The organism is Streptomyces sp. NPDC048484, assembly GCF_040651415.1.
Lineage (GTDB): Bacteria > Actinomycetota > Actinomycetes > Streptomycetales > Streptomycetaceae > Streptomyces.
Genome location: NZ_JBEZJY010000056.1, coordinates 26020 through 49840, shown reverse-complemented (window position 1 = coordinate 49840; position 23821 = coordinate 26020). Strand labels below are relative to the sequence as shown.

The following is a 23821-nucleotide window of genomic DNA, read 5'->3' as shown; positions in this document are numbered from 1 at the left end:
CAAGCCCACGCTGTGGGCCCGTTGCCAGACTTCAGCCCCGTCCCACCAACTCACCCAGAACGTCTCGATCGTCGTCCGCAGCCCCTACCAGTAGGACAACGAGCAGAACCTGCAGCAGTTCGTGAACCAGTCCACCTGGGATCCGGTGCCGGGCGTCGCGACGGGGCGAACGTTGCCTGTCGCGGCACTAGACCCAGGTGTCCAGCCACATCCTCGCCCGCCAGCTGTCGATGGGGATGGCCCCGCCCGTGTAGATCGGCCAGAAGTAGATGAAGTTCCAGGCGATCAGCAGGACCAGGACGCCTGTCGCTGCCGCGCCCACCACTCGGCGGCGTTCGGTGGAGCCGGATGGGCCGAGGATCGCGCCGGCCATCATCGCCACCGCCAGGCACAGGAAGGGGAGGAAGACGACCGCGTAGAAGAAGAAGATCGTGCGTTCCTGGTAGAGGAACCACGGGAGGTAGCCCGCCGCGATACCGCAGGCGATCGCGCCCGCGCGCCAGTCCCGGCGGAAGAGCCAGCGCCACAGGACGTAGAGGATCGCGAAGGCCGCGGCCCACCACAGGAGCGGCGTGCCGAGGGCCAGGACCTCGCGGGCGCACTTCTCGCCCGCGTCCGTCGGGCAGCCGTCCTTGCCGGGCTGCGGGGACTCGTAGAAGTACGAGACCGGGCGGCCGGTGACGATCCAGCTCCACGGGTTCGACTGGTACGTGTGCGGGGAGTGCAGGCCGACGTGGAAGTCGTACACCTGGGTCTCGTAGTGCCACAGGCTGCGCCACCAGTCGGGGAACAGCCAGGACCAGTCGCTGGTGCGGCCGTCGGCCGTGGCCCAGTTGCGGTAGTAACCGCCCTTGCCGTCGGTGGCGGACAGGAACCAGCCGGTCCACGACACGATGTACGTGGCGACGGCCACCGGCACGGTGGAGAGGAAGGCCCAGCCCACGTCGTGCTTGAGGACCGCCAGGTAGGGGCGGTGGGCGCCCGCCACCCGCCGGGAGCCGACGTCCCACAGAACCGTCATCAGGCCGAACGCGACGAGGATGTAGAGGCCGTTCCACTTGGTGCCGATGGCGAGGCCGAGCATCAGGCCGGCGGCCAGGCGCCAGGGGCGGCGGCCGAGGAGCGTGCTCTGCGCGACGTGCGAGTCCGGGCGTACCCTCCCGTCGGCGTCCGTCGGGAGCGCTGCGGCGAGACGTTCACGGACCTTGTCGCGGTCGATGAGCAGACAGCCGAAGGCCGCGAGGACGAAGAACATCAGCACCAGGTCGAGCAGCGCGGTGCGGCTCATCACGAAGTGCAGGCCGTCCACGGCCAGCAGCGCGCCCGCCAGGCAGCCGAGGAACGTGGAACGGAACAGACGGCGGCCGATCCGGCACAGCATCAGCACGGACAGCGTGCCGAGCAGGGCCGTCATGAACCGCCAGCCGAACGGGGTGAACCCGAACATCCACTCGCCGAGCCCGATGATGTACTTGCCGACCGGCGGGTGGACGACGTAGGCGGCGTCCGTCGGGATCTTGACGTTCCCGCCGTTCTGCAGGATCAGGTCGTTGGCGTTCTTCGCCCAGTTGACCTCGTATCCGCGGTGGATGAGCGCCCAGGCGTCCTTGGCGTAGTACGTCTCGTCGAATATCACCGCCTTCGGGCTGCCCAGGTTCCAGAACCGCATCAGGCCCGCCATCAGCGTGATGAGCAGCGGGCCGCCCCACGCCGACCGGCGGACGATGCGCTCGGCGGCCTCCTGGCGGAGCCCGATCGCCGCCCACAGACGTGGGCTGGGCTCGGTGTACGCGGGCACGAGGCGGTCGCGGACGTCGTCTCTTGGCCCGGCCGCGTAGCCGAACCTGCGCAGCCGCTGCTGCCACGACGGCCGCTGCTCTTCGACGCCCTGTCCCTGCCGGGTGTCCGTGGAGGACGCGGTACTTGTCACTGCGCCATCGTAGGGAACAGGTCTGTGTGAGTCCCACGGACCGCCCTGCGAGGATGGAACCGTGACAGGAACCGATGGAACCGTGGCAGGAACTCTTGTACTCGCAGGCACGCCCATCGGGGACATTGCGGACGCGCCGCCCCGTCTTGCGGCGGAACTGGCGGGGGCCGACGTCATCGCCGCCGAGGACACCCGGCGGCTGCGGCGGCTGACCCAGGGGCTGGACGTACAGCCGTCCGGGCGGATCGTGTCGTACTTCGAGGGCAACGAGTCGGCGCGTACGCCCGAACTGGTCGAGGCGCTGGTGGGCGGTGCGCGCGTGCTGCTCGTGACCGACGCCGGGATGCCGTCCGTGTCCGACCCGGGATACCGGCTGGTCGCCGCTGCCGTGGAGAAGGACATCAAGGTCACGGCCGTCCCCGGGCCGTCCGCCGTGCTCACCGCGCTGGCGCTGTCCGGGCTGCCCGTCGACCGGTTCTGCTTCGAGGGATTCCTGCCCCGCAAGGCCGGCGAGCGTCTTTCGCGGCTGCGTGAGGTCGAGGGCGAGCGCCGCACACTCGTGTACTTCGAGGCGCCGCACCGGCTCGACGACACGCTCGCCGCGATGGCCGAGGTGTTCGGGGCGGAGCGGCGGGCCGCCGTCTGCCGCGAGCTGACCAAGACGTACGAGGAGGTCAAGCGCGGGCCCGTCGGGGAGCTCGCCGCCTGGGCCGCCGAAGGGGTGCGCGGGGAGATCACCGTCGTCGTGGAGGGCGCGCCGGAGCGCACCGAGTCGCTCGACGCCGACGAGCTGGTGCGCAGGGTGCGGGTACGCGAGGAGGCGGGGGAGCGCCGCAAGGAGGCGATCGCCGCTGTCGCCGCCGACGCGAAACTGCCCAAACGGGAGGTCTTCGACGCGGTCGTCGCCGCGAAGAACGCCGCGAAGAACACCGGGGCGAACACCGCGACGAACACCGGGGCGAAGAACACGGCAGCAAAGAACATCGCGGCGAAGAACGCCACGAGCACGGCCCCATAAGTGGGGCGCACGACGTCATGAGGGGGGCGCACAGGCCCCATGAGCGAGCAAAGGACTATCGTCAAAAGCAAAGCTCAGACCGTGTATTGAGGGCCGTCCGACAAGGAACGGCCAAGACGGCTCCAACACTCGACAGGTCTGATGCATTCGCGCCGGTAGAAGCGTCCACTGGTAAGGAACGCACCCGTCCTTGTCCAGCGGACAAGAGGAGCTGGCATGAGTGAGATCGCAGGGCAGACCGGGCAGATCCCCGGCGGACCCGCCCACCGCAGCACGGCCGCCGACAGCACGGCCACCGACACGGTCCACGAGTCGTATTCCTTCGCCTGCATGCGCTGCGGGCACGGCTGGGAGCAGTCGTACGAGATAGAGCACCACTTCGACGCCGAGGGGGCCGAGTTCGTGACGTACCTGGCCGACGGCCTGGTGGTGCCGTCGCCGCTGAGCCGGCCGAGCTGTGTGAACTGCGACGGCCATATCGTGCGCATCATGCGGGCCGGCCAGGTGTCCTCGGCGCAGAGCTCGATGCGCCGCTCGCTGTCCGTGCCGCCGATGAAGGCCGCTGAGGTCCGCGCGGTGCCACAGACGGCACAGTCACCCCAGTCGCCTGAGGCGGCAGAGCTGCCGGAGACGGCCGCGGGGCCCGAGGCCGACCACCACTGGCACCTCTCCGACCTGCTGCACCCGTTCCACCACCGCAAGGCGGGGTGACTCCCGGGCTCCCGGGCTCCCGGGCTCCCGGGTTCCCAGGGCCCCGGTCGCCCCGGGCGCCGGGTCCACGCCCCGCGGGTCCGCCCGGTCGGCGGTCCTGCTCGGTCCCGCTGGGGCCGCGAGGCGTGAGACCCGGCGTTCCTCGCCCGTACGACCCCCTTCGTAGGATCGGGGCATGCCTTCCAACGCCGAAGCCCCGCCGCTGCCGGACCCCCTGCGGGTGCCGGTGGCCGACTCGCACACCCATCTCGACATGCAGACCGGCACGGTCGAGGAGGGCCTTGCCAAGGCCGCGTCGGTCGGCGTGACGACGGTCGTGCAGGTGGGCTGCGACCTGGCGGGCTCGCGCTGGGCCGCCGAGACGGCCGCCGCGTACGACGCCGTCCACGCGACCGTCGCGCTCCACCCGAACGAGGCCCCGCGCATCGTGCACGGTGACCCCGACGGCTGGTCCCGGCAGGGCGCCCGGGAGGCCGGTGGCGACGGCGCGCTCGACGAGGCGCTCGCCGAGATCGACCGGCTCGCCGCCCTCCCGCAGGTCAGGGGCGTCGGCGAGACCGGCCTCGACTGTTTCCGGACCGGCCCCGAGGGCATGGCCGCCCAGGAGCGGTCCTTCCGCGCCCACATCGAGATCGCCAAGCGGCACGGCAAGGCGCTGGTCATCCACGACCGGGACGCCCACACGGACGTGTTGCGGATCCTGAAGGAGGAGGGCGCGCCCGAGCGGACCGTCTTCCACTGCTACTCCGGTGACGCGGCGATGGCGGAGGTCTGCGCCCGCGCCGGCTACTACATGTCGTTCGCCGGGAACATGACCTTCAAGAACGCGCAGCCGTTGCGCGACGCCCTCGCCCTGGCGCCGCTCGAACTGGTCCTCGTCGAGACCGACGCGCCCTTCCTGACCCCCGTGCCGTACCGCGGACGGCCCAATGCCCCATATCTCATTCCGGTCACGGTTCGGGCCATGGCCGCCGTACGGGGCCTGCGGGAGGACGTGCTGGCGACGGCGCTCTCGGCGAACACTGCGCGGGCGTTCGATTACTGAGCCATAACGGACATCGGGCTCCAGAGGGCCGATCGAGGGCGTTTCGTGACAGTGTGTAGTCGCGACGCTTTGGAGAGTGACGAACGCTCCGCTAGGTTCTGTCCGCCCACCCGCCTTCTACCACCCTGAACAACCGCGGGCGTACCTCTCTCCACCGGTCTTCTGGAGCGTGTCGTCGTGAGCAGTTCGCAGTACGAGACGTATGGCCCGTCATACGAGAACCCCTGGCCGTACGGTCACGGACACCCGGACACCTACCGGCCCGCGTACGAGCACGGACACGGACATGTACACGGGCCTGGGTACGAGCCCGCGTACGAGCACGAGCCCGTCTACGGGTACGAGTACGAGCCCGTGTACGAGAGCGAGCGGGGATATGAACCCGAGCCCGCGGACGAGCACCACCGCGAGCCCGCCCACGACCACGACCGCGAACACGGCTATGAGCACGAGCACGAGCATGAGGAAGAGCACGGGGAAGAGCACGAGGACGAGCGGACCGGCGAGCCCTCTCCTCCCGACGCCACGACTCCCGACGCCCCGACACTCCCGCGGCAGGCGGTGCCCCTCACCCCGACCGCCGAGCTGCCCCGGCCCGGCGGACGCGTCGAAGCCCGGCGGGCTGCTCGGCGCCGCAGAAGCGCGGAACGGCCCGACGTACGGAAACTGCTCCCGCAGGCGCTGGTCGTGGCGTTCCTCGCGGGCGGCACCTCCGCGTTCGTCGCCGACGACAAGGCGATCGAGCTGACCGTCGACGGCAAGCCGCGCACCCTGCACACCTTCGCGGACGACGTGAGTGAACTGCTCGCCGACGAAGGCGTCCGGGTGGGCGCCCACGACGTGGTGGCTCCCGGTCCCGGAACCGCCATCACCAGCGGTGAAGCGATCGCCGTGCGGTACGGGCGGCCCGTGCGGCTCACCCTCGACGGCCGGCGGAGCCACCTCTGGACGACGGCGCACACCGTGGACGAGGCACTGCGGGAGATCGGGGTACGAGCGGAGGGCGCGTACGTGTCGGCGCCGCGCGCCCGGCAGATCGGGCGGGCGGGACTCGCCCTCGACGTCCGTACCGAGCGGACCGTGACGATCATGGCGGACGGGCGGGCCCGGACCATCCGCACGAACGCGGCGACCGTCCGCGAGGCCGTGGAGGAGGCCGGGATCACGCTGTACGGGCAGGACACCACGTCCGTGCCGTACGAGAGTTTCCCGCGCGACGGGCAGACGGTGACGGTCATGCGGATCGTCGGTACGAAGGAGGTCCGTGAGGAGCCGATCCCCTTCGAGGTGCGGCGGATGCCGGACCCCGAGCTGTTCCGGGGCACCGAGATCGTGGAGCAGGCGGGGGAACCCGGGCTGCGGCGCGTCACGTACTCCCTGCGGACGGTCAACGGCGTCGGGCAGAAGCCTCGGCGGCTGGGGGCCGAGACGGTGCACGAACCGCGGACGCAGGTGGTGAAGGTGGGCACGAAGCCGCTTCCCATGTCCGTGCAGGGTGCGGACAACCTGAACTGGCAGGGGCTCGCCCACTGCGAGTCCGGCGGGCGGCCGGGGGCGGTCGACTCGACCGGGACGTACGGAGGGCTCTACCAGTTCGACACGCAGACCTGGCAGAACCTCGGCGGGGCGGGGCGGCCGCAGGAGGCGTCGGCGGCCGAGCAGACGTACCGTGCGAAGAAGCTGTATGTGCGCCGGGGAGCGAGCCCCTGGCCGCACTGCGGCGGCCGACTGCGCGGGTGAGGCATTCCGGAGCCGCCGGAGCCGCCGGAGTCCCGGAGTCCCTGGAGTCCCTGGAGTTCCCGGAGCCGCCGGAGTGCCGGGGCCGCCGGAGTGCCGGGGCCCTGCGGGGCTCCGCGCTCGAACCCCGGCCGGGCCCCCGTACCCTTGGGGCGTGAGTAGCCCCGCCTCCGACGCCCTCCTGAGCCCCGCCGACATCCGTGAACTCGCGGAAGCCCTCGGCGTACGGCCCACCAAGCAGCGCGGTCAGAACTTCGTCATCGACGCCAACACCGTGCGGCGCATCGTCCGGACCGCCGACGTCCGCCCCGAGGACGTGGTCGTCGAGGTCGGGCCGGGCCTCGGGTCCCTGACCCTGGGGCTCCTGGAGGCGGCCGACCGGGTCGTCGCCGTCGAGATCGACGACGCCCTCGCGGGCGCGCTCCCCGCCACGATCGCCGCCCGGATGCCGGCCCGCGCCGAGCGTTTCTCGCTCGTCCACCACGACGCCATGCAGGTGACCGAGCTGCCGGGCCCCGCCCCGACGGCCCTCGTCGCGAACCTCCCGTACAACATCGCCGTCCCGGTCCTGCTGCACATGCTCGACACCTTTCCCACCATCGAGCGCACGCTAGTGATGGTGCAGGCGGAGGTCGCCGACCGGCTGGCCGCGCCGCCCGGCTCGAAGGTCTACGGAGTGCCCTCCGTGAAGGCGAACTGGCACGCCGAGGTCAAGCGGGCCGGATCCATCGGCCGCAACGTCTTCTGGCCCGCCCCGAACGTGGACAGCGGGCTCGTCTCGCTGGTCCGCCGCGCGGAGCCGGTCCGGACGACCGCCACCAAGCGCGAGGTCTTCGCCGTCGTCGACGCCGCCTTCGCCCAGCGCCGCAAGACCCTGCGGGCCGCGCTGGCCGGCTGGGCCGGTTCGGCGCCGGCCGCCGAGGCCGCCCTCGTCGCGGCCGGAGTCTCGCCCCAGGCGCGCGGCGAGTCCCTGACGGTGGAGGAGTTCGCGCGGATCGCCGAGAACAAGGGGATCGCGCAGAACGAACCGATCGCGCAGAACGAGCGGACCGCGGAGAACGAACAGTGAGCGTGACGGTGCGGGTCCCCGCCAAGGTCAACGTCCAGCTGGCCGTCGGCGGCGCCCGGCCCGACGGATTCCACGACCTGGCCAACGTCTTCCTCGCGGTCGGCCTGTACGACGAGGTGACGGTGACCCCCGCCGACTCCCTCCGGGTGACCTGCGAGGGACCTGACGCGTCCAAGGTCCCCCTGGACCGTACGAACCTGGCGGCCAGGGCGGCGGAGGCGCTGGCCGCGCGGTACGGGCGCCGGGCCGATGTGCATCTCCACATCGCCAAGGACATCCCGGTCGCCGGCGGCATGGCGGGCGGCTCCGCCGACGGCGCGGGCGCGCTGCTCGCCTGCGACGCCCTCTGGGGTACGGGAGCCTCGCGGGACGAACTCCTCGACATCTGTGCCGAGCTGGGCAGCGATGTGCCGTTCAGCCTGGTCGGCGGGGCGGCGCTCGGCACCGGCCGGGGCGAGAAGCTGCGGGTACTGGAGGTCGGGGGGACCTTCCACTGGGTGTTCGCCGTCGCCGACGGCGGGCTGTCGACCCCGGCCGTGTACGGGGAATGCGACCGGCTCAGGGAATTCGACCGGCTCAGGGAAGGGGTCGAGGTGCCTGAACCGGTCGCCTCCGGCGCGCTTCTCAGGGCGCTGGCCGAGGGGGACGCCGTGGCTCTCGCCGCCGCTCTCTCCAACGACCTCCAGGCCGCCGCGCTGTCGCTGCGGCCGTCGCTGGCCTCGACGCTGGCCGCGGGCAGCTCCGCCGGGGCGCTGGGCGCGCTGGTGTCCGGGTCCGGGCCCACCACGGCGTTTCTCGTCTCCGACGAGGAGTCGGCGCGGAAGGTCGCGGACGCGCTGGTGGCTTCCGGTACGTGCCGCGCCGCACGCGTGGCTGCGGGGCCGGTGCCCGGGGCCGTTGTGCTCTGACGGTTGTTCGTCGTCCGCGGGGCCCGGGCGCGGCCCCTTACCGGCCTTACAGGGCGGCCGGAAGGATCACCTTTCCGGGCGACTACCCTGGAAGGTCGATCGATCCCCCTTGTCAGGAGTGCGATGGCCGTCAATCTGGTCAATGTCGAGCAGGTCAGCAAGGTGTACGGAACCCGTGCGCTGCTCGACGGAGTCTCCCTCGGTGTGTCCGAAGGGGACCGGATCGGGGTGGTCGGCCGCAACGGTGACGGCAAGACCACACTGATCCGGATGCTCGCGAAGCTGGAGGAGGCCGACACCGGGCGCGTCACGCACTCGGGCGGCCTGAACGTCGGTGTGCTCACCCAGCACGACTCCCTGGACCCCGAGGCCACCGTCCGCCACGAGGTCATCCGGGACATGGCCGACCACGAGTGGGCGGGCAACGCCAAGATCAGGGACGTACTGACGGGCCTGTTCGGCGGGCTCGACCTGCCGGGCTTCCCGCAGGGCCTCGACACCGTGATCGGACCGCTCTCCGGTGGTGAGCGGCGGCGCATCGCGCTGGCCAAGCTGCTCATCGAGGAGCAGGACCTGATCGTCCTCGACGAGCCCACCAACCATCTGGACGTGGAAGGGATCGCCTGGCTCGCCCAGCATCTGCGCGAGCGCCGGTCCGCGCTCGTCTGCGTCACCCACGACCGCTGGTTCCTCGACCAGGTCTGCACCCGCATGTGGGACGTGCAGAAGGGCGACGTGTTCGAGTACGAGGGCGGCTACACCGACTACGTCTTCGCGCGCGCCGAACGGGAGCGCATCGCCGCGACCGAGGAGGTCAAGCGGCAGAACCTCGTCCGCAAGGAGCTGGCCTGGCTGCGCCGCGGCGCCCCCGCCCGTACGTCCAAGCCGCGGTTCCGCGTCGAGGCCGCCAACGAGCTGATCGCGGACGTGCCGCCGCCCCGGGACAGCAGCGAGCTGATGAAGTTCGCCTCGTCCCGGCTCGGCAAGACCGTCTTCGAGCTGGAGGACGTCACCGTGCAGGCCGGGCCCAAGGTGCTCCTCAAGCATCTGACCTGGCAGCTCGGGCCGGGGGACCGGATCGGTCTGGTCGGTGTGAACGGCTCGGGGAAGACCTCCCTCCTGCGGGCCATGACGGAGGCCGCCCGCTCCGAGGGCGAGAAGCAGCCCGCCGCGGGCCGGGTCGTCACCGGCAGGACCGTCAAGCTCGCCTACCTCTCCCAGGAGGTCACCGAACTCGACCCGACTCTTCGGGTGCTGCAGGCCGTCCAGGCGGTCCGCGACCGGGTCGACCTCGGCAAGGGCCGCGAGATGACCGCGGGGCAGCTCTGCGAGACCTTCGGCTTCAACAAGGAGAAGCAGTGGACGCCCGTCGGCGACCTGTCCGGCGGTGAGCGCCGCCGGCTCCAGCTGCTGCGGCTGCTGATGGACGAGCCCAACGTCCTCTTCCTCGACGAGCCGACGAACGACCTCGACATCGAGACCCTCACGCAGCTGGAGGACCTCCTCGACGGCTGGCCGGGCTCCATGATCGTGATCTCCCACGACCGGTTCTTCGTCGAGCGGACGACCGACCGGGTGTTCGCGCTCCTCGGCGACGCGACCCTGCGGATGCTGCCGCGCGGCATCGACGAGTACCTGGAGCGGCGGCACAAGATGGCGGCCTCGGCCTCGGCCTCGGCTCCGTCCTCCGCCGCGGACAAGAGCGCTTCCGCCGCCTCCGCGTCCTCCAAGGAGGACCGCGTCGCGAAGAAGGAACTCCAGAAGATCGAGCGGCAGCTGGACAAGATCTCCGAGCGGGAGAGCAAGCTGCACACCCAAATCGCCGATAACGCCACGGACTTCGGGAAAGTGGCGAAACTGGACAGTGACCTGCGTGAACTGGCCACCGAGCGCGAGGAGTTGGAAATGCGCTGGCTGGAGCTCGCAGACGACGCGTGAAGAGTGCGTGAAGGAGCGTAACGAGGGCATCACGGGCCGGTCCTCCCTTGGGAACAAGGGGAGAACCGGCCCGTTGTTCGAGCGCTGCAGGGTGATAGAAAGAGCCGTCTGAGAACAGTCTCAGGCCGTCTGGCAACCACTGTGAGTGCATCGCCCGGTGCGGTGCGTACTGCAGGGCATGGCTAAAAATCAGTGAAGAGGGGGAACGCGCTGATGACTCAGCCACCCAAGGAGCCGTCGCAGCAGGACGGGTCCGGAGCGCCGCAGGACCAGCCACCGCAGGGTGGTTTCGGTCCGCCGCAGGACCAGCCGCCGCAAGGCGGTTTCGGCACTCCGCAGGACCCGCGAGGAGCCACGCCTCCGCCGCCCGCCCAGCCGCCGGTGGCCCCGCCACCCCCGCAGGGAGCTCCGCAGACCCCGCCGCCTCCGCAGCCTCCGCAAGGTGTGCCGCAGGCCCCGCCCGGTGCTCCGCAGGCCCCAGCGCCCCCGCCCGGGCCCGGTTACGGCTACCCGCAGCAGCCCGGCCCGTACGGCCCGCCCACCCCGCCGACCGGCCCGCCTGCCGGGCCCCCGCAGCAGCCCGGCCCCTACGCCCAGCCGGGGCCTTACGGCCAGCAGCCGGGTCCGTACGCCCAGCCGGGGGCCTACGGCCAGCAGCCGGGGTACGGATACCCGCAGCAGCCGCAGTTCCCGGGTGCGCCCGGCACCCCGCCCGGCGGCGGCTCGCGCAGTCCTTTCAAGGGCAAGCCCGCCGTGATCATCGGCGCGGCGCTGGCCGCAGCGCTCGTCATCGGCGGCACCGTGTACGCGGTCTCCGGCAACGACGACGACGGCAAGAAGAAGCCCGTCGCCGACAAGAGCCAGGACTCCAAGCCCACCACCGGTTCCGACGCGCCCGTCAATCCCGGTGACGGCGAGGGCGACGGCAACGCCGGCGCCGAGGACCTCAACGAGGGCCGCCAGGCGGGCGAGTCGAAGGTGCTCTGGTACAAGGAGGCGCCCGACGCGCCCGGTTCCGGTGCCGACGCCCCCGGCATGTGGATCACGGACGAGGTCGCCGTGAAGGCCGCGTACAAGCAGGTCTTCGCCTACAACGTCGACGACGGCAAGGTCAGCTGGCCCGCGATCACGTTCCCGCAGGCGATCTGTGCCGTGTCCACCCAGAAGACGTCCGACGACAAGGTCTTCGTGGCGTACAAGGAAGGCACCAAGGACGCCGCCGAGTGCAACCGGCTCGTGGAGATCGACCTCGCCACCGGTAAGAAGGGCTGGACCAAGGAGATTCCGAAGGGTGAGCTGTTCGACAGCTCCCTCTCCCTCGGCCTGAACATCGTCGGGGACACCCTGATGGTCGGCCGCTCCCAGTCCGGCATCGGCTACGACACGGGCAGCGGCGAGAAGCTCTTCGACAAGAAGAGGTACGGCAGCTCCTGCTTCCCGTCGGCGTTCGCCGGCGGCGCCAAGCTGCTCTCCGTCTCGACCTGCGGCGCGGGCGGCGACGACGAGCACGACGAGGTGCAGGAGCTCGACCCGGCGACCGGCAAGGCCAAGTGGACCAAGAAGATCCCCAAGGGCTGGCGCGTCGAACGCGCGTACTCCGTCGATCCGGTCGTCCTCTACATCACCAACGAGGACAAGAAGCAGTGGAACGTCACCACGCTGAAGAACGACGGCACGGCCCGTTCACAGCTCGACGTCGACGAGTCGTTCGCGCCGGAGTGCGGCTGGGCGATCCTCTCGCGTGACCTCCAGGGCTGCGAGGGCGTGGCGGCAGACGCCAACACCCTCTATCTGCCGACCGAGGCGAAGAGCGGCGCCAACGAGATCGTCGCGGTCAGCCTGGAGACCGGCAAGGAGAAGTGGCGTACCAAGTCCCCCGGGGACGAGTCGATGATGCCGATGAAGAAGGACGGCACGAACCTCGTCGCGTACGTGAAACCCTCGTACGACGCGGGCGGCCGGATCGTCTCGATCCCGACCGGCGGCGGCTCGCACACGCCGAAGACGCTGCTGCAGAACCCGCAGGGCGTGGCGGATGTGGAGAACGGTTTCTTCTCGAAGGCCGTCGACTACGTGGACGGGCGCTTCTACCTCTCCACCACCCGGCTGTCGGGCTCCGACGCGTCGAAGGAGAAGCTGATGCTGGCCTACGGCAAGTGACCCGGGCGGCTCCGCTCCTCCTCCGGGCCGGTTCTGCTCGCGCGCCAGCGCCAGCGCCAGCGCCAGCGCCCGTGCCCGCGCCCGGCCCTCGCGTCCGCTCCACGCAGGTCCACCCGGCCTTCGCCTCCACCGTTCCCCTCGTCTTCGTCGTACCGCTCGTACCGCTCGTCCCCGTCGTCCCCTTCGCATCCGAGGTACTCACGCCATGAGTCAGCCGCCGCCGCCCCCGCCGCCCAACCAGCCACCACAGGGAGGCGGTTTCGGCGCCCCGCAGGATCCGCCGCAGGGCGGGTTCGGCCCGCCCACCCCGCCGGCCGGCCCGCCCGCCGGGCCCCCGCCGCAGCCCCCGCAGCCGGGCTACGGCTACCCGCAGGCGCCCGGGACTCCGCCCCCGGCCGCGCCGCCCGCCGCGCCCCCGGGTCCTCCGCAGCAGCCGTACGGCTACCCGCAGGCCCCTGGCGCTCCCCAGGGAGCCCCGCAGCCGCCGGCTCAGCCCGGCTACGGCTACCCGGGCCAGCAACCCGCCCAGCCCGGCTACGGCTACCCGGGGCAGCAGCCCCAGTACGGCTATCCGCAGCCGAACACCATGCCGATGCAGCCGCAGGCCCCGCAGGGCGGGCGGAAGTTCAACAGCCAGGTGGCGATCATCGTCTCGGCCGTGGTGGTGATCGCGCTCATCGTCGGCGGCGGTGTCCTGTACGCGAACTGGTCCGGCAAGGACGACGACAAGGACACCTCCGCGGGCCCCGGCGGCACCGACGGCAAGGACGGCGACAACGGTGACGGCGTGGCCGGTGGTGGCGGTGGCTCGGAGAAGGTGCCGTCCAGCACCGGCGCGAAGGTCCTCTTCCAGCTGCCCGCGCCCGAAGTCCCCAAGAAGGACGTCTGGAGCGTGGAGGGCTCCTGGCTGACCGACAAGGTCTACGCCAAGGCGGGCGTCCGCAAGGTCGTCGGCCACGACCCGGACACCGGCAAGGAGTCCTGGTCGTTGCCGCTGACGGGCCTGACCTGTGCCGGTTCCCGCGAGATCACCAAGGACGGCGTCGCCGTGGTGGTCGCGGAGGACGCCCCGCGCACCAAGGCCGACCCGTACCCGGAGTGCACCGAGGTCACGGCCTTCAACGTGAACACCGGAAAATCGCTCTGGACGAAGTCCGTGGCTCCGAACGGCGGTGAGAAGGCCGCGTTCAAGGAGGTCACCATCACCGGCACCACGGTCGCGGCGGGCTCCGGCCTCAACGGCGGCGCCGCCTTCGACATCACCAACGGCAAGATCCTGTGGCAGCCGAAGGTCGACACCTGCGAGGACGTCGGCTACGCGGGCGGCGAGCAGCTGATCGCGGTCCGCAAGTGCGGTGACTACGACAACGAGAAGTACGAGGTCCAGCGGCTCGACCCGAAGTCGGGCACCGTCAAGTGGAGCTACAAGCTTCCCTCGGGCATCGACAACGCCAAGATCATCTCCACCAAGCCGGTCGTCTTCGGCGTGGATTCCGGAGAGATCACCGCGACCGGCGCGACCGACATCTTCTCGCTGGACGACAGCGGCAAGCTGCGTACGAAGATCACGCTGGAGGACGGCAAGTACGAGCACGACTGCGGTGTGAACAAGGTCAACAACTGCAAGTCGATCGCGGTCGGCAACGACAAGCTGTACGTGCCGACCAAGCAGCACGAGGGCGCCGAGCAGTACAGCCGCGTCAACGAGATCGTGTCCTTCTCGCTGGCCACGGGCAAGTCCACGAGCGACCGCGCCGACGCCGGCGACGGCTACGAGATCTTCCCGATCCGGATGGACGGCGGCAACATCATCGCGTACAAGGGCGGCCCCTACGACAAGGGTTCCCAGGTCGTCTCCATCAACGGCAAGACCTTCAAGGAGACCAAGCTCCTGGAGACCCCGGCCACCGAGCAGGTCCGCAGCGCGATCAGCGGGATGGTTCCCGCGACGTCGGAGATGCTGTACACCGGCGGCCGGCTCTTCCTGGCCGAGGACCTGATCAGCGCCCCGTACTCCAAGGACGAGAAGGACTATGTGGCGATCGGCTTCGGCGCCGGGTAGCCCGCCTCCGGCGGCCGGGTCCGAGTGGCCCTGCTCCGGGTAGTTCGCCGATCAAGCGTTCGTTCGTCGATCATGGCTCCGCCCCTGCTCAGGGGCGGAGCCGTTCTCGTACCCCCCATCGCTCGCGAAAGAGAGGATTTTCGGAAATCCGGGGCACTTCTCTCCTGTAGGGGAAGCGCAACGTCGAACAAGCGTGTAGCTTCCGGGGGATGGAGAGCCGGGGGGCTCCGATCCATGGGGTACCAGTGGGGATCCTGGGGGGACCGGGACTGGGGGGACTGGGGGGTTGGGCTCGATGGGAGTGCGGCTCATGGTGGTCGACGACCACCGACTGCTCGCCGAGGCGCTGGCCTCGGCCCTGAAGCTGCGCGGGCACCGGGTGCTGGCCGCGGCCGCGCCCGCCGCGGGGGCGGCGGAGCTGGTGATCACAAGGGCACCGGAAGTGTGCCTGATGGGCACGGCCACGCCTGCCGAACCGGGCATCTTCGACCCGGTGGTGAAGATCAAAAGGGAGCGTCCGCAGGTCGCGGTGCTGGTCCTCGGGCCGGTGCCCAACCCGCGAGGGATCGCTGCCGCGTTCGCCGCCGGCGCCTCCGGTTACGTCCGGCACGACGAGCGGATAGAGGGTGTCGAGCGCGCCATCATGAAGGCCCGTGCAGGGGAGGCCGCGGTGGCCCCGCAGCTCCTCCAGGGCGCCTTCAGTGAACTCCTCAACCCGGCCGCGCAGCCCGACGACGAGGGACAGCGGCTGCTCCAGATGCTGACGCCCCGGGAGGTGGAGGTCCTGGTGCGGGTGGCCGACGGCGAGGACACCCGGCTCATCGCGGCCGGCATGGGCATAGCGCCGAGTACCGCCCGCACACACGTACAGCGGGTACTGATGAAGCTGGGCGTGGGCTCCCGCCTGGAGGCAGCCGCCCTGGCGGCCCGGACGGGCCTGCTCGACCGGGCGGGCCCGGTCCAGCACTCGCTCCCGGAACTGGGCGCGGGCCCGGAACTCTGAGCGCCCCGAAAGGGCGCGGGGCTGTATCGATCGGCGGCTGTGCCGCGGGGCGCGACGGGCCCTCACCGCCCGCAGAGCCCGCGGAGCCTTCACGCGCCCGCAGAGCCCGCGGAGTGCGAGCCGCTGAGCGACTCCGAATCCGACCTCCGACTCCGACCTCCGACTCCGACACCGTCGAAAGTCAGACCGTCGGGGACTCCTCCGCATGTGGTTGCCCGCACGTGGTTGCCCCAGATGTCGCTGGGGTCTGCATGCTGCGCTCACTTCACTTTGGTGGTCTTTGTTTGGTTGTGGTGATGACGTCCGTGGGGATTTATGGTTCGATGTGTTTGGTTCTGTTTACTGATTTGATCGGGTAGGGATGGGGAGTCCGGCGTGAAAAAGACCTCGACCCGGCTGGCCGACGGTCGTGAGCTCATCTACTACGACTCGCGCGACGACACGGTGCGCGACGCGGTGGACCGGCGCCCGCTCGACCGGACGGTCACCACTTCGGAGGTACGGCGCGACCCGCTGCTCGGTGACGCGGTGGCCATCGCCTCGCACCGCCAGGGCCGCATCTACCACCCGCCGGCCGACGAATGTCCGCTGTGCCCCTCCGAGGGTGACCGGCTGAGCGAGATCCCGGAGTCCTCGTACGACGTCGCGGTGTTCGAGAACCGCTTCCCGTCGCTGGCCGGAGACGCCGGGCGGTGCGAGGTCGTCTGTTTCACCTCGAACCACGACGCGTCCTTCGCCGATCTGACCGAGGAACAGGCAGGCCTGGTCCTGGAAGCGTGGACCGACCGCACGGCCGAGCTGTCGCACCTCCCCTCCGTGGAGCAGGTGTTCTGTTTCGAGAACCGTGGCGCCGAGATCGGTGTGACCCTCGGACACCCGCACGGGCAGATCTACGCCTACCCCTTCACGACGCCTCGAACAGCCCTGATGCTCCGCTCGCTGGCGGCGCACAAGGAGGCGACGGGCGGGGAGAACCTCTTCGACGCCGTACTGGAGCGGGAGCTCGCCGACGAGCGCGTCGTCCTGGAGACCGAGCACTGGGTGGCCTTCGTGCCGTACTCGGCGCACTGGCCGTACGAGGTGCACCTGTATCCCCGGCGCCGCGTGCCCGACCTGCTGGGCCTGGACGAGGGCGCGCGCACAGAGTTTCCCAAGGTCTATCTGGAACTGTTGAGACGCTTCGACCGGATCTTCGGCGAGGGTGAGGCCGCGACGCCGTACATCTCGGCCTGGCACCAGGCGCCGTTCGGCACGCTGGAGGACTTCGACGGAGTGGTGCGCGAGGACTTCGCACTCCACCTTGAGCTTTTCACCATCCGCCGCACTTCCGGCAAGCTGAAGTTTCTCGCGGGTTCCGAGTCCGGCATGAACGTGTTCATCAACGACGTGCCGCCGGAGACCGCGGCCCAGCGACTGCGAGAGGTAGCGAGTTCATGAGTGGGAAGTACCTGGTCACCGGCGGTGCGGGGTATGTGGGCAGCGTGGTCGCGCAGCACCTGCTGGAGGCGGGCCACGAGGTGACCGTCCTCGACAACCTCTCCACCGGCTTCCGCGAGGGCGTCCCGGCGGGTGCCTCCTTTGTCGAGGGCGACATCCGCGACGCCGCCAAGTGGCTGGACTCCTCGTATGACGCCGTGCTGCACTTCGCCGCGTTCTCGCAGGTCGGCGAGTCGGTCGTGAAGCCCGAGAAGTACTGGGACAACAACGTCGGCGGCACGATGGCCCTGCTCGCGGCGATGCGTGAGACGGGCGTCCGCAAGCTGGTCTTCTCCTCCACGGCGGCGACGTACGGCGAGCCGGAGACGTCCCCGATCGTCGAGTCCGCGCCGACGTCCCCGACGAACCCGTACGGCGCCTCGAAGCTCGCCGTCGACCACATGATCACGGGTGAGGCGGCAGCGCACGGGCTGGCCGCCGTCTCGCTCCGCTACTTCAACGTGGCGGGCGCGTACGGCACCTGCGGTGAGCGGCACGACCCCGAGTCGCACCTGATCCCGCTCGTCCTCCAGGTCGCCCAGGGCCGCCGCGACGCCATCTCGGTCTACGGCGACGACTACCCGACGCCGGACGGCACCTGCGTCCGCGACTACATCCACGTGGCCGACCTCGCGGAGGCGCACCTGCTGGCGGTCGCCGCCGCGCAGCCCGGCGAGCACCTGATCTGCAACCTCGGCAACGGCAACGGCTTCTCGGTCCGCGAGGTCGTCGAGACCGTCCGCCGGGTGACCGGACACCCGATCCCCGAGGTCGCGGCCCCGCGCAGGGCCGGCGACCCGGCGGTCCTCGTCGCCTCCGCCGCCAGGGCCCGCGAACGGCTCGGCTGGAACCCGTCCCGCGCGGATCTCGCGGGAATCGTCGCGGACGCGTGGGAGTTCGCACAGAACATCGCTGAGGCGGAGGGTCACTAGTGGGGGCAGAGCACGTGGACCAGGCGGCGCAGCAGGTCCGTGAAGGGTTCGAGAAGCTGTACGGGGCGGCCCCCGAGGGGATCTGGGCGGCGCCCGGCCGGGTCAACCTGATCGGTGAGTACACCGACTTCAACGAGGGCTTCGTCATGCCGCTCGCGCTGCCGCACACGGCGGTGGCGGCTCTCTCGCGACGTGACGACGGCGTCCTGCGGATCCACTCGGCCGACATCGAGGGCCCGGTCGTCGAACTGCACGTCGACGCGCTGGCGCCGCTGACGAACACGAGCTGGGCGGCCTACCCCGCCGGTGTCGTCTGGGTCCTGCGCGAGGCCGGGCACGCCGTCACGGGCGCGGACATCCACCTCGCCTCGACCGTTCCGACGGGCGCGGGCCTGTCCTCCTCGGCGGCGCTGGAGGTGGTGACGGCCCTGGCCTTGAACGACCTGTTCGCACTCGGCCTCACGCTGCCCGAGCTGGCCCGGATCTCCCAGCGCGCGGAGAACGACTTCGTGGGCGTCCCCTGCGGAGTCATGGACCAGACGGCGTCCGCCTGCTCCACGGAGGGCCACGCCCTCCACCTCGACTGCCGCGACCTGTCCATCCGGCAGATCCCCTTCGACCTCCCGGCCCACGGGCTGCAGCTCCTCGTGGTCGATTCCCGCGTCAAGCACGCGCTGGGCGACGGCGCGTACGCGGAGCGCCGGAAGGGCTGCGAGGAGGGCGCGCGGCAACTCGGCATCCCCTTCCTGCGTGACCTCCCGTACGAGGACCTGGACGCGGCGCTCGCGCGCCTGTCGGACGAGCGGGTGCGGCGGTACGTGCGGCACGTGGTGTCGGACGACCACCGGGTCGAGCAGGTCATCGACCTGCTGGACGCGGGGGACATCCGGGGGATCGGCCCCGTCCTGACGGCCGGCCACGCATCCCTGCGCGACGACCTGCGCATCTCCTGCCCGGAGCTGGACCTCGCCGTCGCCACGGCGAACCAGGCGGGCGCGCTCGGAGCGCGGATGACCGGGGGCGGTTTCGGGGGATCGGCTGTCGTGCTGGTCGAGGCCGCGGACGCCGACACGGTCACCAAGGCGGTCGAGGAGGCCTTCGCGGCGGCGGGCTACACGGCGCCGCGGGTGTTCCCGGCGGTTCCCTCGGCGGGGGCGCGGCGGGTGGCCTGATCGCTCGCCCCGCCACTCCTCGCCTTGCTGCCTCCCCGCACGCTGATGCCGATCGGGGAGGCAGCGGGTTGTGAGCGGAGAAAGGTGTTGATACACCCCGGACTCAAGGACGCGAACCGCCCCGGTCACTCTTTGTGATGACGCCCGGGGATTCCTACAGCTACCGTGGACGGGCAGGCCGAGAATCCCGTCCATGGGAGGAACCATGACCGCCGAGCCGATCGCCGAGCACGGCTGCCGCTGGCCGGTGCCGCCGCAGGACGGGTACACCGTGGACGACCTGTTCACGCTGACCGACCTCCCGCCGCACACCGAGCTGATCGACGGGAGCCTTGTCTTCGTGAGCCCACAGCGGGATTTCCACAGCACCATGATCGACCTTATGGTGGTCGGCCTGCGCCGCACGGTTCCCAAGGAGCTCAAGGTCCGTCGAGAGATGACCGTCGTGCTGGACCGTCGCAACGGCCCCGAGCCGGACCTCTGCGTCGTTCGCACTGAGGCCGTCACGGGTCCGGCGCTGACTCGGTACAACGCCGAGGACGTCCTGCTCGCCGTCGAGGTGGTCTCCCCGGACTCCGAGGCCCGTGACCGCGATACCAAGCCCCGCAAGTACGCCGCCGCCGGCATCCCGTACTTCTGGCTCGTCGAGATGACTGGCGCGAACCAGCATCCGGTGGTGCGGGCCTACGAACTCGACCCACTGTCCAAGACGTACGCGCTGACTGGCATCCACCACGATCGACTCGTGCTCGGCGTGCCGTACGACCTCGACCTCGACATCACGCCGGACGCGCTCAGGGAACTGTGACCGACAGCCGTTTCGTGAGCGTGTACTCCGTGATCCCCGGGGGGTAGTCGGGGATCACGCACACCACCTCGTAGCCCTGTTTCCGGTAGAACTCGGGTGCCTGGAAGTCCCACGTCTCCAGGCGGGAGGAGTGGCAACCACGGGACGTACGGGCCAGATGTTCCGCCCGGGACAGCAGATGTGCGCCGAGCCCGGCCCCGCGATGCCGTTCGTCGACCCAGAGGTACGCGACGTGCAGCCACGTCGCCCAGGTGTGCCCGACCAGTCCGCCCGCGACCCCGCCCCCCGGCTCCAAGGCCCAGACCTGGAGCGGAACTTCCCGTTCGCCAGGGGTGCCGCGCAGAGAACGCAGGATGGGGGAGGCAGCCGTATTGGCCTCCCGCAGCCGGGACCGGAGGAATTGGGTACGCTCTTTGTCGACTTCTGTCTCAATACGAAACATGCGGCTCACCATAAACGCGCAGGACAATCAGTTCTGCAAATCACCTTCCGCTCCTGGCGCCCAGCCGTACTCTGATGAGCAGCACCGGTGGGGGCCGGTGCTGATCAGGGGGCGAGACAGTCGGGTACGACGCCCGAAGTGGGGGTAGCAGTTCCAGCACGGCGGCGGCCGTGCGGCTGCGGCACCCTGTCTTCCGAGCTGACAGAAGGCTCGGGATCACCTCGGGCGCCGTACCTGCGCCGGTCCGTCCCCCGACCAGTGGGGGTTTCAGTGGTTCGCATCCGTGTTCTGGTCGTCGACGACCACCGTATCTTCGCCGAGTCGCTCGCCGCGGCACTGGCCGCCGAGCCCGACGTCGACGTTTCCGCGGCCGGCAGTGGCCCTGCCGCGCTGCGCTGCCTGGAGAGGGCGATCGCGGAAGGCCGTAGGTTCGATGTGCTGCTGGTCGACGCCGATCTCGGTGGCAACGTGCTGGGCGTCCGCCCGGCCGTGTCCGTGCACGACAACAACGAAGAAGGCCTGGTCGACGGCATCTCGCTGGTGGCGGGCGTCCGTTCGGGCCAGCCCAGCGTCCGTACCGTCGTCCTCGCCGAGAAGGACGATCCGCGTCGTGCGGCTCTCGCCCTGCAGGCGGGCGCCTCGGGCTGGGTCGCCAAGGACTGCTCGCTGTCCCGGCTGCTGACCGTCATCCGGGGTGTGCTGCGGGACGAGACGCATCTGCCGCCCGCCCTGCTCACCGGCGTACTGCGCGAACTGACCGCCGCCCGCAAGCACCGCACCGAGAGCGAGCGGCTGGTGGAGTCGCTGACACCGCGCGAGCGTGAGGTGCTGCGCTGCATGGTGGCAGGGCTGGGGCGCAAGGCCGTCGCCGAGCGGCTGTTCCTCTCCCCGCACACGGTCCGCACCCATATGCAGAACGTGCTGGGGAAGCTGGGCGTGCACTCGACCCTCGCGGCCGTGGCGCTCGCCCGCCGCGCCGGCGTCGGTCCGGTCGACCTAGCCGGGGATGTTGTCGAACGGGGCGGTCAACTGGCGTAGCAGCCCGGCAAGTTCACCGCGCTGGACGCGGCTGAGTTCCGCGAGGATCGCCCGCTCCTGGGCGAGGAGACCGGCGAGTGCCTGGTCGGCGCGGTCGCGGCCCTCCTCGGTGAGGCGCACGAGCACGCCGCGGCGGTCGCTGGGGTCGGGGAGCCGCTCGACCAGGTCCTTCTTCGCGAGCCGGTCGATACGGTTCGTCATCGTGCCCGAGGTGACGAGGGTCTGGGTGAGGAGCTGGCCGGGGGAGAGCTGGTACGGGGCTCCCGCGCGCCTCAGCGAGGTGAGCACGTCGAACTCCCAGGGCTCCAGGGCGTGCTCGGCGAACGCGATTCGCCGCGCGCGGTCCAGATGCCGCGCGAGCCTGCTCACGCGGCTGAGTACCTCAAGCGGTTCCACGTCGAGGTCGGGGCGCTCCCGGCGCCATGCTGCGACCAGCCGATCGACCTCGTCCTCCATGACGATCAGTGTACTGGTTGTGTCGACATGAAGTCTCTTGACATGAAGTCTCTTGACGTCGAGAGAGTTTCGGTGTGAGGGTGGAGTCCAGCTCGACCGACGACTTCCCGCCTCACCGGTGGCCGCCACCGGGACCGTGACTTCGAGGAGGCACTCGATGCCCGCCGCCACCACTCCCACCTGGGACCCGGGCCAGTACCTGCGCCACGCGGAACACCGCGCCCGCCCCTTCGCCGAGCTGCTCGCCCGCGTCCCCGCGCTGCCCGGCGACCCCGCCCGCATCGCCGACCTGGGCTGCGGCCCCGGCAACGTCACCACCCAGCTCGCCGAGCGCTGGCCGGCCGCGCACATCACGGGGTACGACAACTCCGCGGAGATGCTGGCCAGGACGGACGAATACGCGGGCCCCACGGCCGGCGGCGGCCGCTTCGACTTCGCCCACGCGGACCTCACCGACTGGGCGCCCACGCGGACGTACGACCTGATCGTCTCGAACGCCGCGCTCCAGTGGGTGCCCGGTCACCTGGAGGCCTTCGGCTCCTGGCTCGACGCGGTGGCCCCGGGCGGCACCTTTGCCTTCCAGGTGCCCAACAACATCGACGCGCCCCTGCACGCCCTGATGCGCGAACTCGCCGCCTCCGCCCGCTGGAGGGACCGCCTGGCCGGAGTCCTCCGCCGCGAGGATTCCGTACATCCGCCGCTTCTCTACCTGGACCGGCTGGCGACTCTCGGCTGCGAGGCGGACGTCTGGGAGACGACGTACATGCAGCTCCTGCAGGGGGAGGACGCGGTCCTCGACTGGTCCAAGGGGACCGGGATGCGTCCTGTTCTCACGGCTCTCGCGGACGACCCCGAGGCACGGGACGCCTTCGTCGACGAGTACCGCGACCTGCTCCGCAAGGCCTACCCGACAGCCCCGTACGGCACGGTCCTGCCGTTCCGCCGGCTGTTCGCGGTGGCGCGGAAGGCTGCCTGACCGGATGCTCACCGGGGTCGACCACGTCCAGCTCGCCGTTCCGCCGGGGTCCGAGGGCGCCCTGCGCGCGTACTACGTCGACGCGGGCATGCCCACCGGCTTCCGGCGCGGGCTCGCGTGCGGTCACGCGGGCCCGCGCCGACTCTGTGGTGCGTCAGCGCCACTCAGGGGGGATGTTGGCGACCTGCTTCAGCAGTTCCCAGTTCTTCGGCTTCAGCCGCGGATCGTCCCACTCGGCGCCGCGGGCCACCCAGTAGCCGCGGATCTCGCGCACCTGGGACAGGTTGTCGTCGCCGATCCCCGACTCCGTGGCACAACAGGCACAGATGACGTACTGCGGCACACCGTACTCATCCCAGAGGGGTGTCTCCCCGTCGTCCAGCCCGCAGACACGGCAAACCGTCTCCGCAGAAACCTTCATATTCATTCAGGCCGTACGGCCCAGGTGAGTGATGAGGATGCGGATCACGGCATCGTCGATCATGTACAGAATCCGGTAGTCGCCGATACGTAGACGGCGAACGTCGGGGGACCCGTATGGAGTGGATCCGCTCGGCCGAGGGTCATGGGCCAGCTTGTCGATGACGTCCAGAGTCAGGGCGAGGCCGCTCGGATCCTCGTCGAGGAACCTGGCTGCCGAGTTGAGTGCGTGTGGCTCGAAGGTGATCTCGTAGGTCACAGCTGTTCAAGCCCCAGCCGCCTGCGTACCTCCGCCATGGGAATGCCCTCTTCCAGCGTCCCCTCCGCCTTGCGTCGCTGGTAGTCGGCGATCGCGAGGGAGTCTTCGAGATCCTCTATGACCTGAGGGGAGACGAGGAGCGCGGCCACGTGCCCGTGGTCGGTGAGGGCGATGGTCTCGCGGCCGTGAGCCGCACGCCGGACGAGGTCGCCGAGCTGGGAACGGGCCGCGCTGATCGCAATCTCAGTCATGGGCGCATTT

22 protein-coding genes and 1 pseudogene are annotated in these 23821 nt (G+C 70.5%); 17 read left to right on the top strand and 6 right to left on the bottom strand.

Features of this window, described 5'->3' with window-relative positions; all coding sequences use genetic code 11:
* Positions 1-187 precede the first annotated feature (187 nt).
* Positions 188-1930, bottom strand: coding sequence for a phospholipid carrier-dependent glycosyltransferase (locus tag AB0D14_RS38360; protein WP_362788062.1), 1743 nt, complete (start codon positions 1928-1930; stop codon positions 188-190).
* 82 nt (positions 1931-2012) lie between these two features.
* Here AB0D14_RS38360 and rsmI point away from each other — a divergent pair, with 82 nt between their 5' ends.
* The 14 genes from rsmI (at position 2013) to AB0D14_RS38290 (ending at position 19969) form a co-directional block, all read left to right on the top strand.
* Positions 2013-2948, top strand: coding sequence for a 16S rRNA (cytidine(1402)-2'-O)-methyltransferase (gene rsmI / locus AB0D14_RS38355; protein ID WP_362788059.1), 936 nt, complete (start codon positions 2013-2015; stop codon positions 2946-2948).
* 216 nt (positions 2949-3164) lie between these two features.
* Entirely contained in the window at positions 3165-3659 is a 495-nt protein-coding gene (locus AB0D14_RS38350; RefSeq protein WP_362788056.1) for a hypothetical protein, read from the top strand.
* Positions 3660-3834: 175 nt separating this feature from the next.
* On the top strand, positions 3835-4704 hold the full coding sequence (locus AB0D14_RS38345) for a TatD family hydrolase (RefSeq protein WP_362788053.1): 870 nt from the start codon (positions 3835-3837) through the stop codon (positions 4702-4704).
* Between the two features lie 177 nt (positions 4705-4881).
* Complete coding sequence (locus AB0D14_RS38340) at positions 4882-6444, top strand: ubiquitin-like domain-containing protein (protein WP_362788050.1); 1563 nt, start codon at positions 4882-4884, stop codon at positions 6442-6444.
* 151 nt (positions 6445-6595) lie between these two features.
* Positions 6596-7510 carry a 16S rRNA (adenine(1518)-N(6)/adenine(1519)-N(6))-dimethyltransferase RsmA gene (gene rsmA, locus AB0D14_RS38335; RefSeq protein WP_362788048.1) on the top strand — a complete coding sequence of 305 codons (915 nt, stop codon included), beginning with the start codon at positions 6596-6598 and terminating at the stop codon, positions 7508-7510.
* On the top strand, positions 7507-8418 hold the full coding sequence (locus tag AB0D14_RS38330) for a 4-(cytidine 5'-diphospho)-2-C-methyl-D-erythritol kinase (RefSeq protein WP_362788045.1): 912 nt from the start codon (positions 7507-7509) through the stop codon (positions 8416-8418). The genes rsmA and AB0D14_RS38330 overlap by 4 nt, the downstream gene beginning before the upstream one ends.
* 123 nt (positions 8419-8541) lie before the next feature.
* Positions 8542-10356 carry an ABC-F family ATP-binding cassette domain-containing protein gene (locus AB0D14_RS38325; RefSeq protein WP_362788042.1) on the top strand — a complete coding sequence of 605 codons (1815 nt, stop codon included), beginning with the start codon at positions 8542-8544 and terminating at the stop codon, positions 10354-10356.
* A 213-nt stretch (positions 10357-10569) separates the two neighbouring features.
* A complete protein-coding gene (locus tag AB0D14_RS38320) occupies positions 10570-12516 on the top strand; it encodes a PQQ-binding-like beta-propeller repeat protein (RefSeq protein ID WP_362788039.1) in 1947 nt (648 codons plus the stop codon).
* Positions 12517-12721: 205 nt separating this feature from the next.
* Positions 12722-14578 carry a PQQ-binding-like beta-propeller repeat protein gene (locus AB0D14_RS38315; protein WP_362788037.1) on the top strand — a complete coding sequence of 619 codons (1857 nt, stop codon included), beginning with the start codon at positions 12722-12724 and terminating at the stop codon, positions 14576-14578.
* Positions 14579-14873: 295 nt separating this feature from the next.
* Positions 14874-15581: a response regulator transcription factor gene (locus AB0D14_RS38310; RefSeq protein WP_362788034.1), complete on the top strand. Its 708-nt coding sequence runs from the start codon at positions 14874-14876 to the stop codon at positions 15579-15581.
* A 375-nt stretch (positions 15582-15956) separates the two neighbouring features.
* Positions 15957-17018, top strand: a complete 1062-nt coding sequence (galT, locus tag AB0D14_RS38305; protein ID WP_362788031.1) for a galactose-1-phosphate uridylyltransferase — start codon at positions 15957-15959, stop codon at positions 17016-17018.
* Positions 17015-17989 carry a UDP-glucose 4-epimerase GalE gene (galE, locus tag AB0D14_RS38300; RefSeq protein ID WP_362788028.1) on the top strand — a complete coding sequence of 325 codons (975 nt, stop codon included), beginning with the start codon at positions 17015-17017 and terminating at the stop codon, positions 17987-17989. Before galT ends, galE begins: the two co-directional genes overlap by 4 nt.
* Positions 17989-19161: a galactokinase gene (gene galK / locus AB0D14_RS38295; protein ID WP_362788026.1), complete on the top strand. Its 1173-nt coding sequence runs from the start codon at positions 17989-17991 to the stop codon at positions 19159-19161. The genes galE and galK overlap by 1 nt, the downstream gene beginning before the upstream one ends.
* A gap of 205 nt (positions 19162-19366) precedes the next feature.
* Positions 19367-19969 carry a Uma2 family endonuclease gene (locus AB0D14_RS38290; protein WP_362788070.1) on the top strand — a complete coding sequence of 201 codons (603 nt, stop codon included), beginning with the start codon at positions 19367-19369 and terminating at the stop codon, positions 19967-19969.
* Here AB0D14_RS38290 and AB0D14_RS38285 read toward each other — a convergent pair.
* Positions 19956-20423: a GNAT family N-acetyltransferase gene (locus AB0D14_RS38285; protein ID WP_362788023.1), complete on the bottom strand. Its 468-nt coding sequence runs from the start codon at positions 20421-20423 to the stop codon at positions 19956-19958. The genes AB0D14_RS38290 and AB0D14_RS38285 overlap by 14 nt on opposite strands.
* 258 nt (positions 20424-20681) lie before the next feature.
* Here AB0D14_RS38285 and AB0D14_RS38280 point away from each other — a divergent pair, with 258 nt between their 5' ends.
* A complete protein-coding gene (locus AB0D14_RS38280) occupies positions 20682-21449 on the top strand; it encodes a response regulator transcription factor (RefSeq protein WP_362788021.1) in 768 nt (255 codons plus the stop codon).
* Here AB0D14_RS38280 and AB0D14_RS38275 read toward each other — a convergent pair.
* Positions 21408-21905 carry a MarR family transcriptional regulator gene (locus AB0D14_RS38275; protein WP_362788018.1) on the bottom strand — a complete coding sequence of 166 codons (498 nt, stop codon included), beginning with the start codon at positions 21903-21905 and terminating at the stop codon, positions 21408-21410. The genes AB0D14_RS38280 and AB0D14_RS38275 overlap by 42 nt on opposite strands.
* Positions 21906-22062: 157 nt before the next feature.
* Here AB0D14_RS38275 and AB0D14_RS38270 point away from each other — a divergent pair, with 157 nt between their 5' ends.
* On the top strand, positions 22063-22881 hold the full coding sequence (locus AB0D14_RS38270) for a trans-aconitate 2-methyltransferase (RefSeq protein ID WP_362788015.1): 819 nt from the start codon (positions 22063-22065) through the stop codon (positions 22879-22881).
* A gap of 4 nt (positions 22882-22885) precedes the next feature.
* Positions 22886-22972 (top strand): annotated as a pseudogene (locus AB0D14_RS38265) (glyoxalase); the annotation flags it as partial.
* A gap of 63 nt (positions 22973-23035) precedes the next feature.
* On the opposite strand, the gene AB0D14_RS38260 reads toward AB0D14_RS38265, so the two are convergent.
* From AB0D14_RS38260 to AB0D14_RS38250, 3 genes are all read right to left on the bottom strand, one after another.
* The gene (locus AB0D14_RS38260; protein ID WP_362788073.1) at positions 23036-23224 is read right to left on the bottom strand and encodes a hypothetical protein; all 189 of its coding nucleotides are present in this window, start codon (positions 23222-23224) and stop codon (positions 23036-23038) included.
* A gap of 84 nt (positions 23225-23308) precedes the next feature.
* Positions 23309-23560: a type II toxin-antitoxin system RelE/ParE family toxin gene (locus AB0D14_RS38255; RefSeq protein WP_362788012.1), complete on the bottom strand. Its 252-nt coding sequence runs from the start codon at positions 23558-23560 to the stop codon at positions 23309-23311.
* Complete coding sequence (locus AB0D14_RS38250) at positions 23557-23811, bottom strand: type II toxin-antitoxin system Phd/YefM family antitoxin (protein WP_362788009.1); 255 nt, start codon at positions 23809-23811, stop codon at positions 23557-23559. The genes AB0D14_RS38255 and AB0D14_RS38250 overlap by 4 nt, the downstream gene beginning before the upstream one ends.
* Positions 23812-23821: the final 10 nt, after the last annotated feature.

Excerpts from the sequence above, each read along its gene's own strand:
- AB0D14_RS38350 (WP_362788056.1), top strand. The coding sequence starts at position 3,165 with ATGAGTGAGATCGCAGGGCAGACCGGGCAGATCCCCGGCGGACCCGCC.
- AB0D14_RS38345 (WP_362788053.1), top strand. The coding sequence starts at position 3,835 with ATGCCTTCCAACGCCGAAGCCCCGCCGCTGCCGGACCCCCTGCGGGTG.
- AB0D14_RS38325 (WP_362788042.1), top strand. The coding sequence starts at position 8,542 with ATGGCCGTCAATCTGGTCAATGTCGAGCAGGTCAGCAAGGTGTACGGA.
- AB0D14_RS38320 (WP_362788039.1), top strand. The coding sequence starts at position 10,570 with ATGACTCAGCCACCCAAGGAGCCGTCGCAGCAGGACGGGTCCGGAGCG.
- AB0D14_RS38315 (WP_362788037.1), top strand. The coding sequence starts at position 12,722 with ATGAGTCAGCCGCCGCCGCCCCCGCCGCCCAACCAGCCACCACAGGGA.
- AB0D14_RS38310 (WP_362788034.1), top strand. The coding sequence starts at position 14,874 with ATGGGAGTGCGGCTCATGGTGGTCGACGACCACCGACTGCTCGCCGAG.
- galE (WP_362788028.1), top strand. The coding sequence starts at position 17,015 with ATGAGTGGGAAGTACCTGGTCACCGGCGGTGCGGGGTATGTGGGCAGC.
- AB0D14_RS38290 (WP_362788070.1), top strand. The coding sequence starts at position 19,367 with ATGACCGCCGAGCCGATCGCCGAGCACGGCTGCCGCTGGCCGGTGCCG.
- AB0D14_RS38285 (WP_362788023.1), bottom strand. The coding sequence starts at position 20,423 with ATGGTGAGCCGCATGTTTCGTATTGAGACAGAAGTCGACAAAGAGCGT.
- AB0D14_RS38275 (WP_362788018.1), bottom strand. The coding sequence starts at position 21,905 with ATGGAGGACGAGGTCGATCGGCTGGTCGCAGCATGGCGCCGGGAGCGC.
- AB0D14_RS38270 (WP_362788015.1), top strand. The coding sequence starts at position 22,063 with ATGCCCGCCGCCACCACTCCCACCTGGGACCCGGGCCAGTACCTGCGC.
- AB0D14_RS38250 (WP_362788009.1), bottom strand. The coding sequence starts at position 23,811 with ATGACTGAGATTGCGATCAGCGCGGCCCGTTCCCAGCTCGGCGACCTC.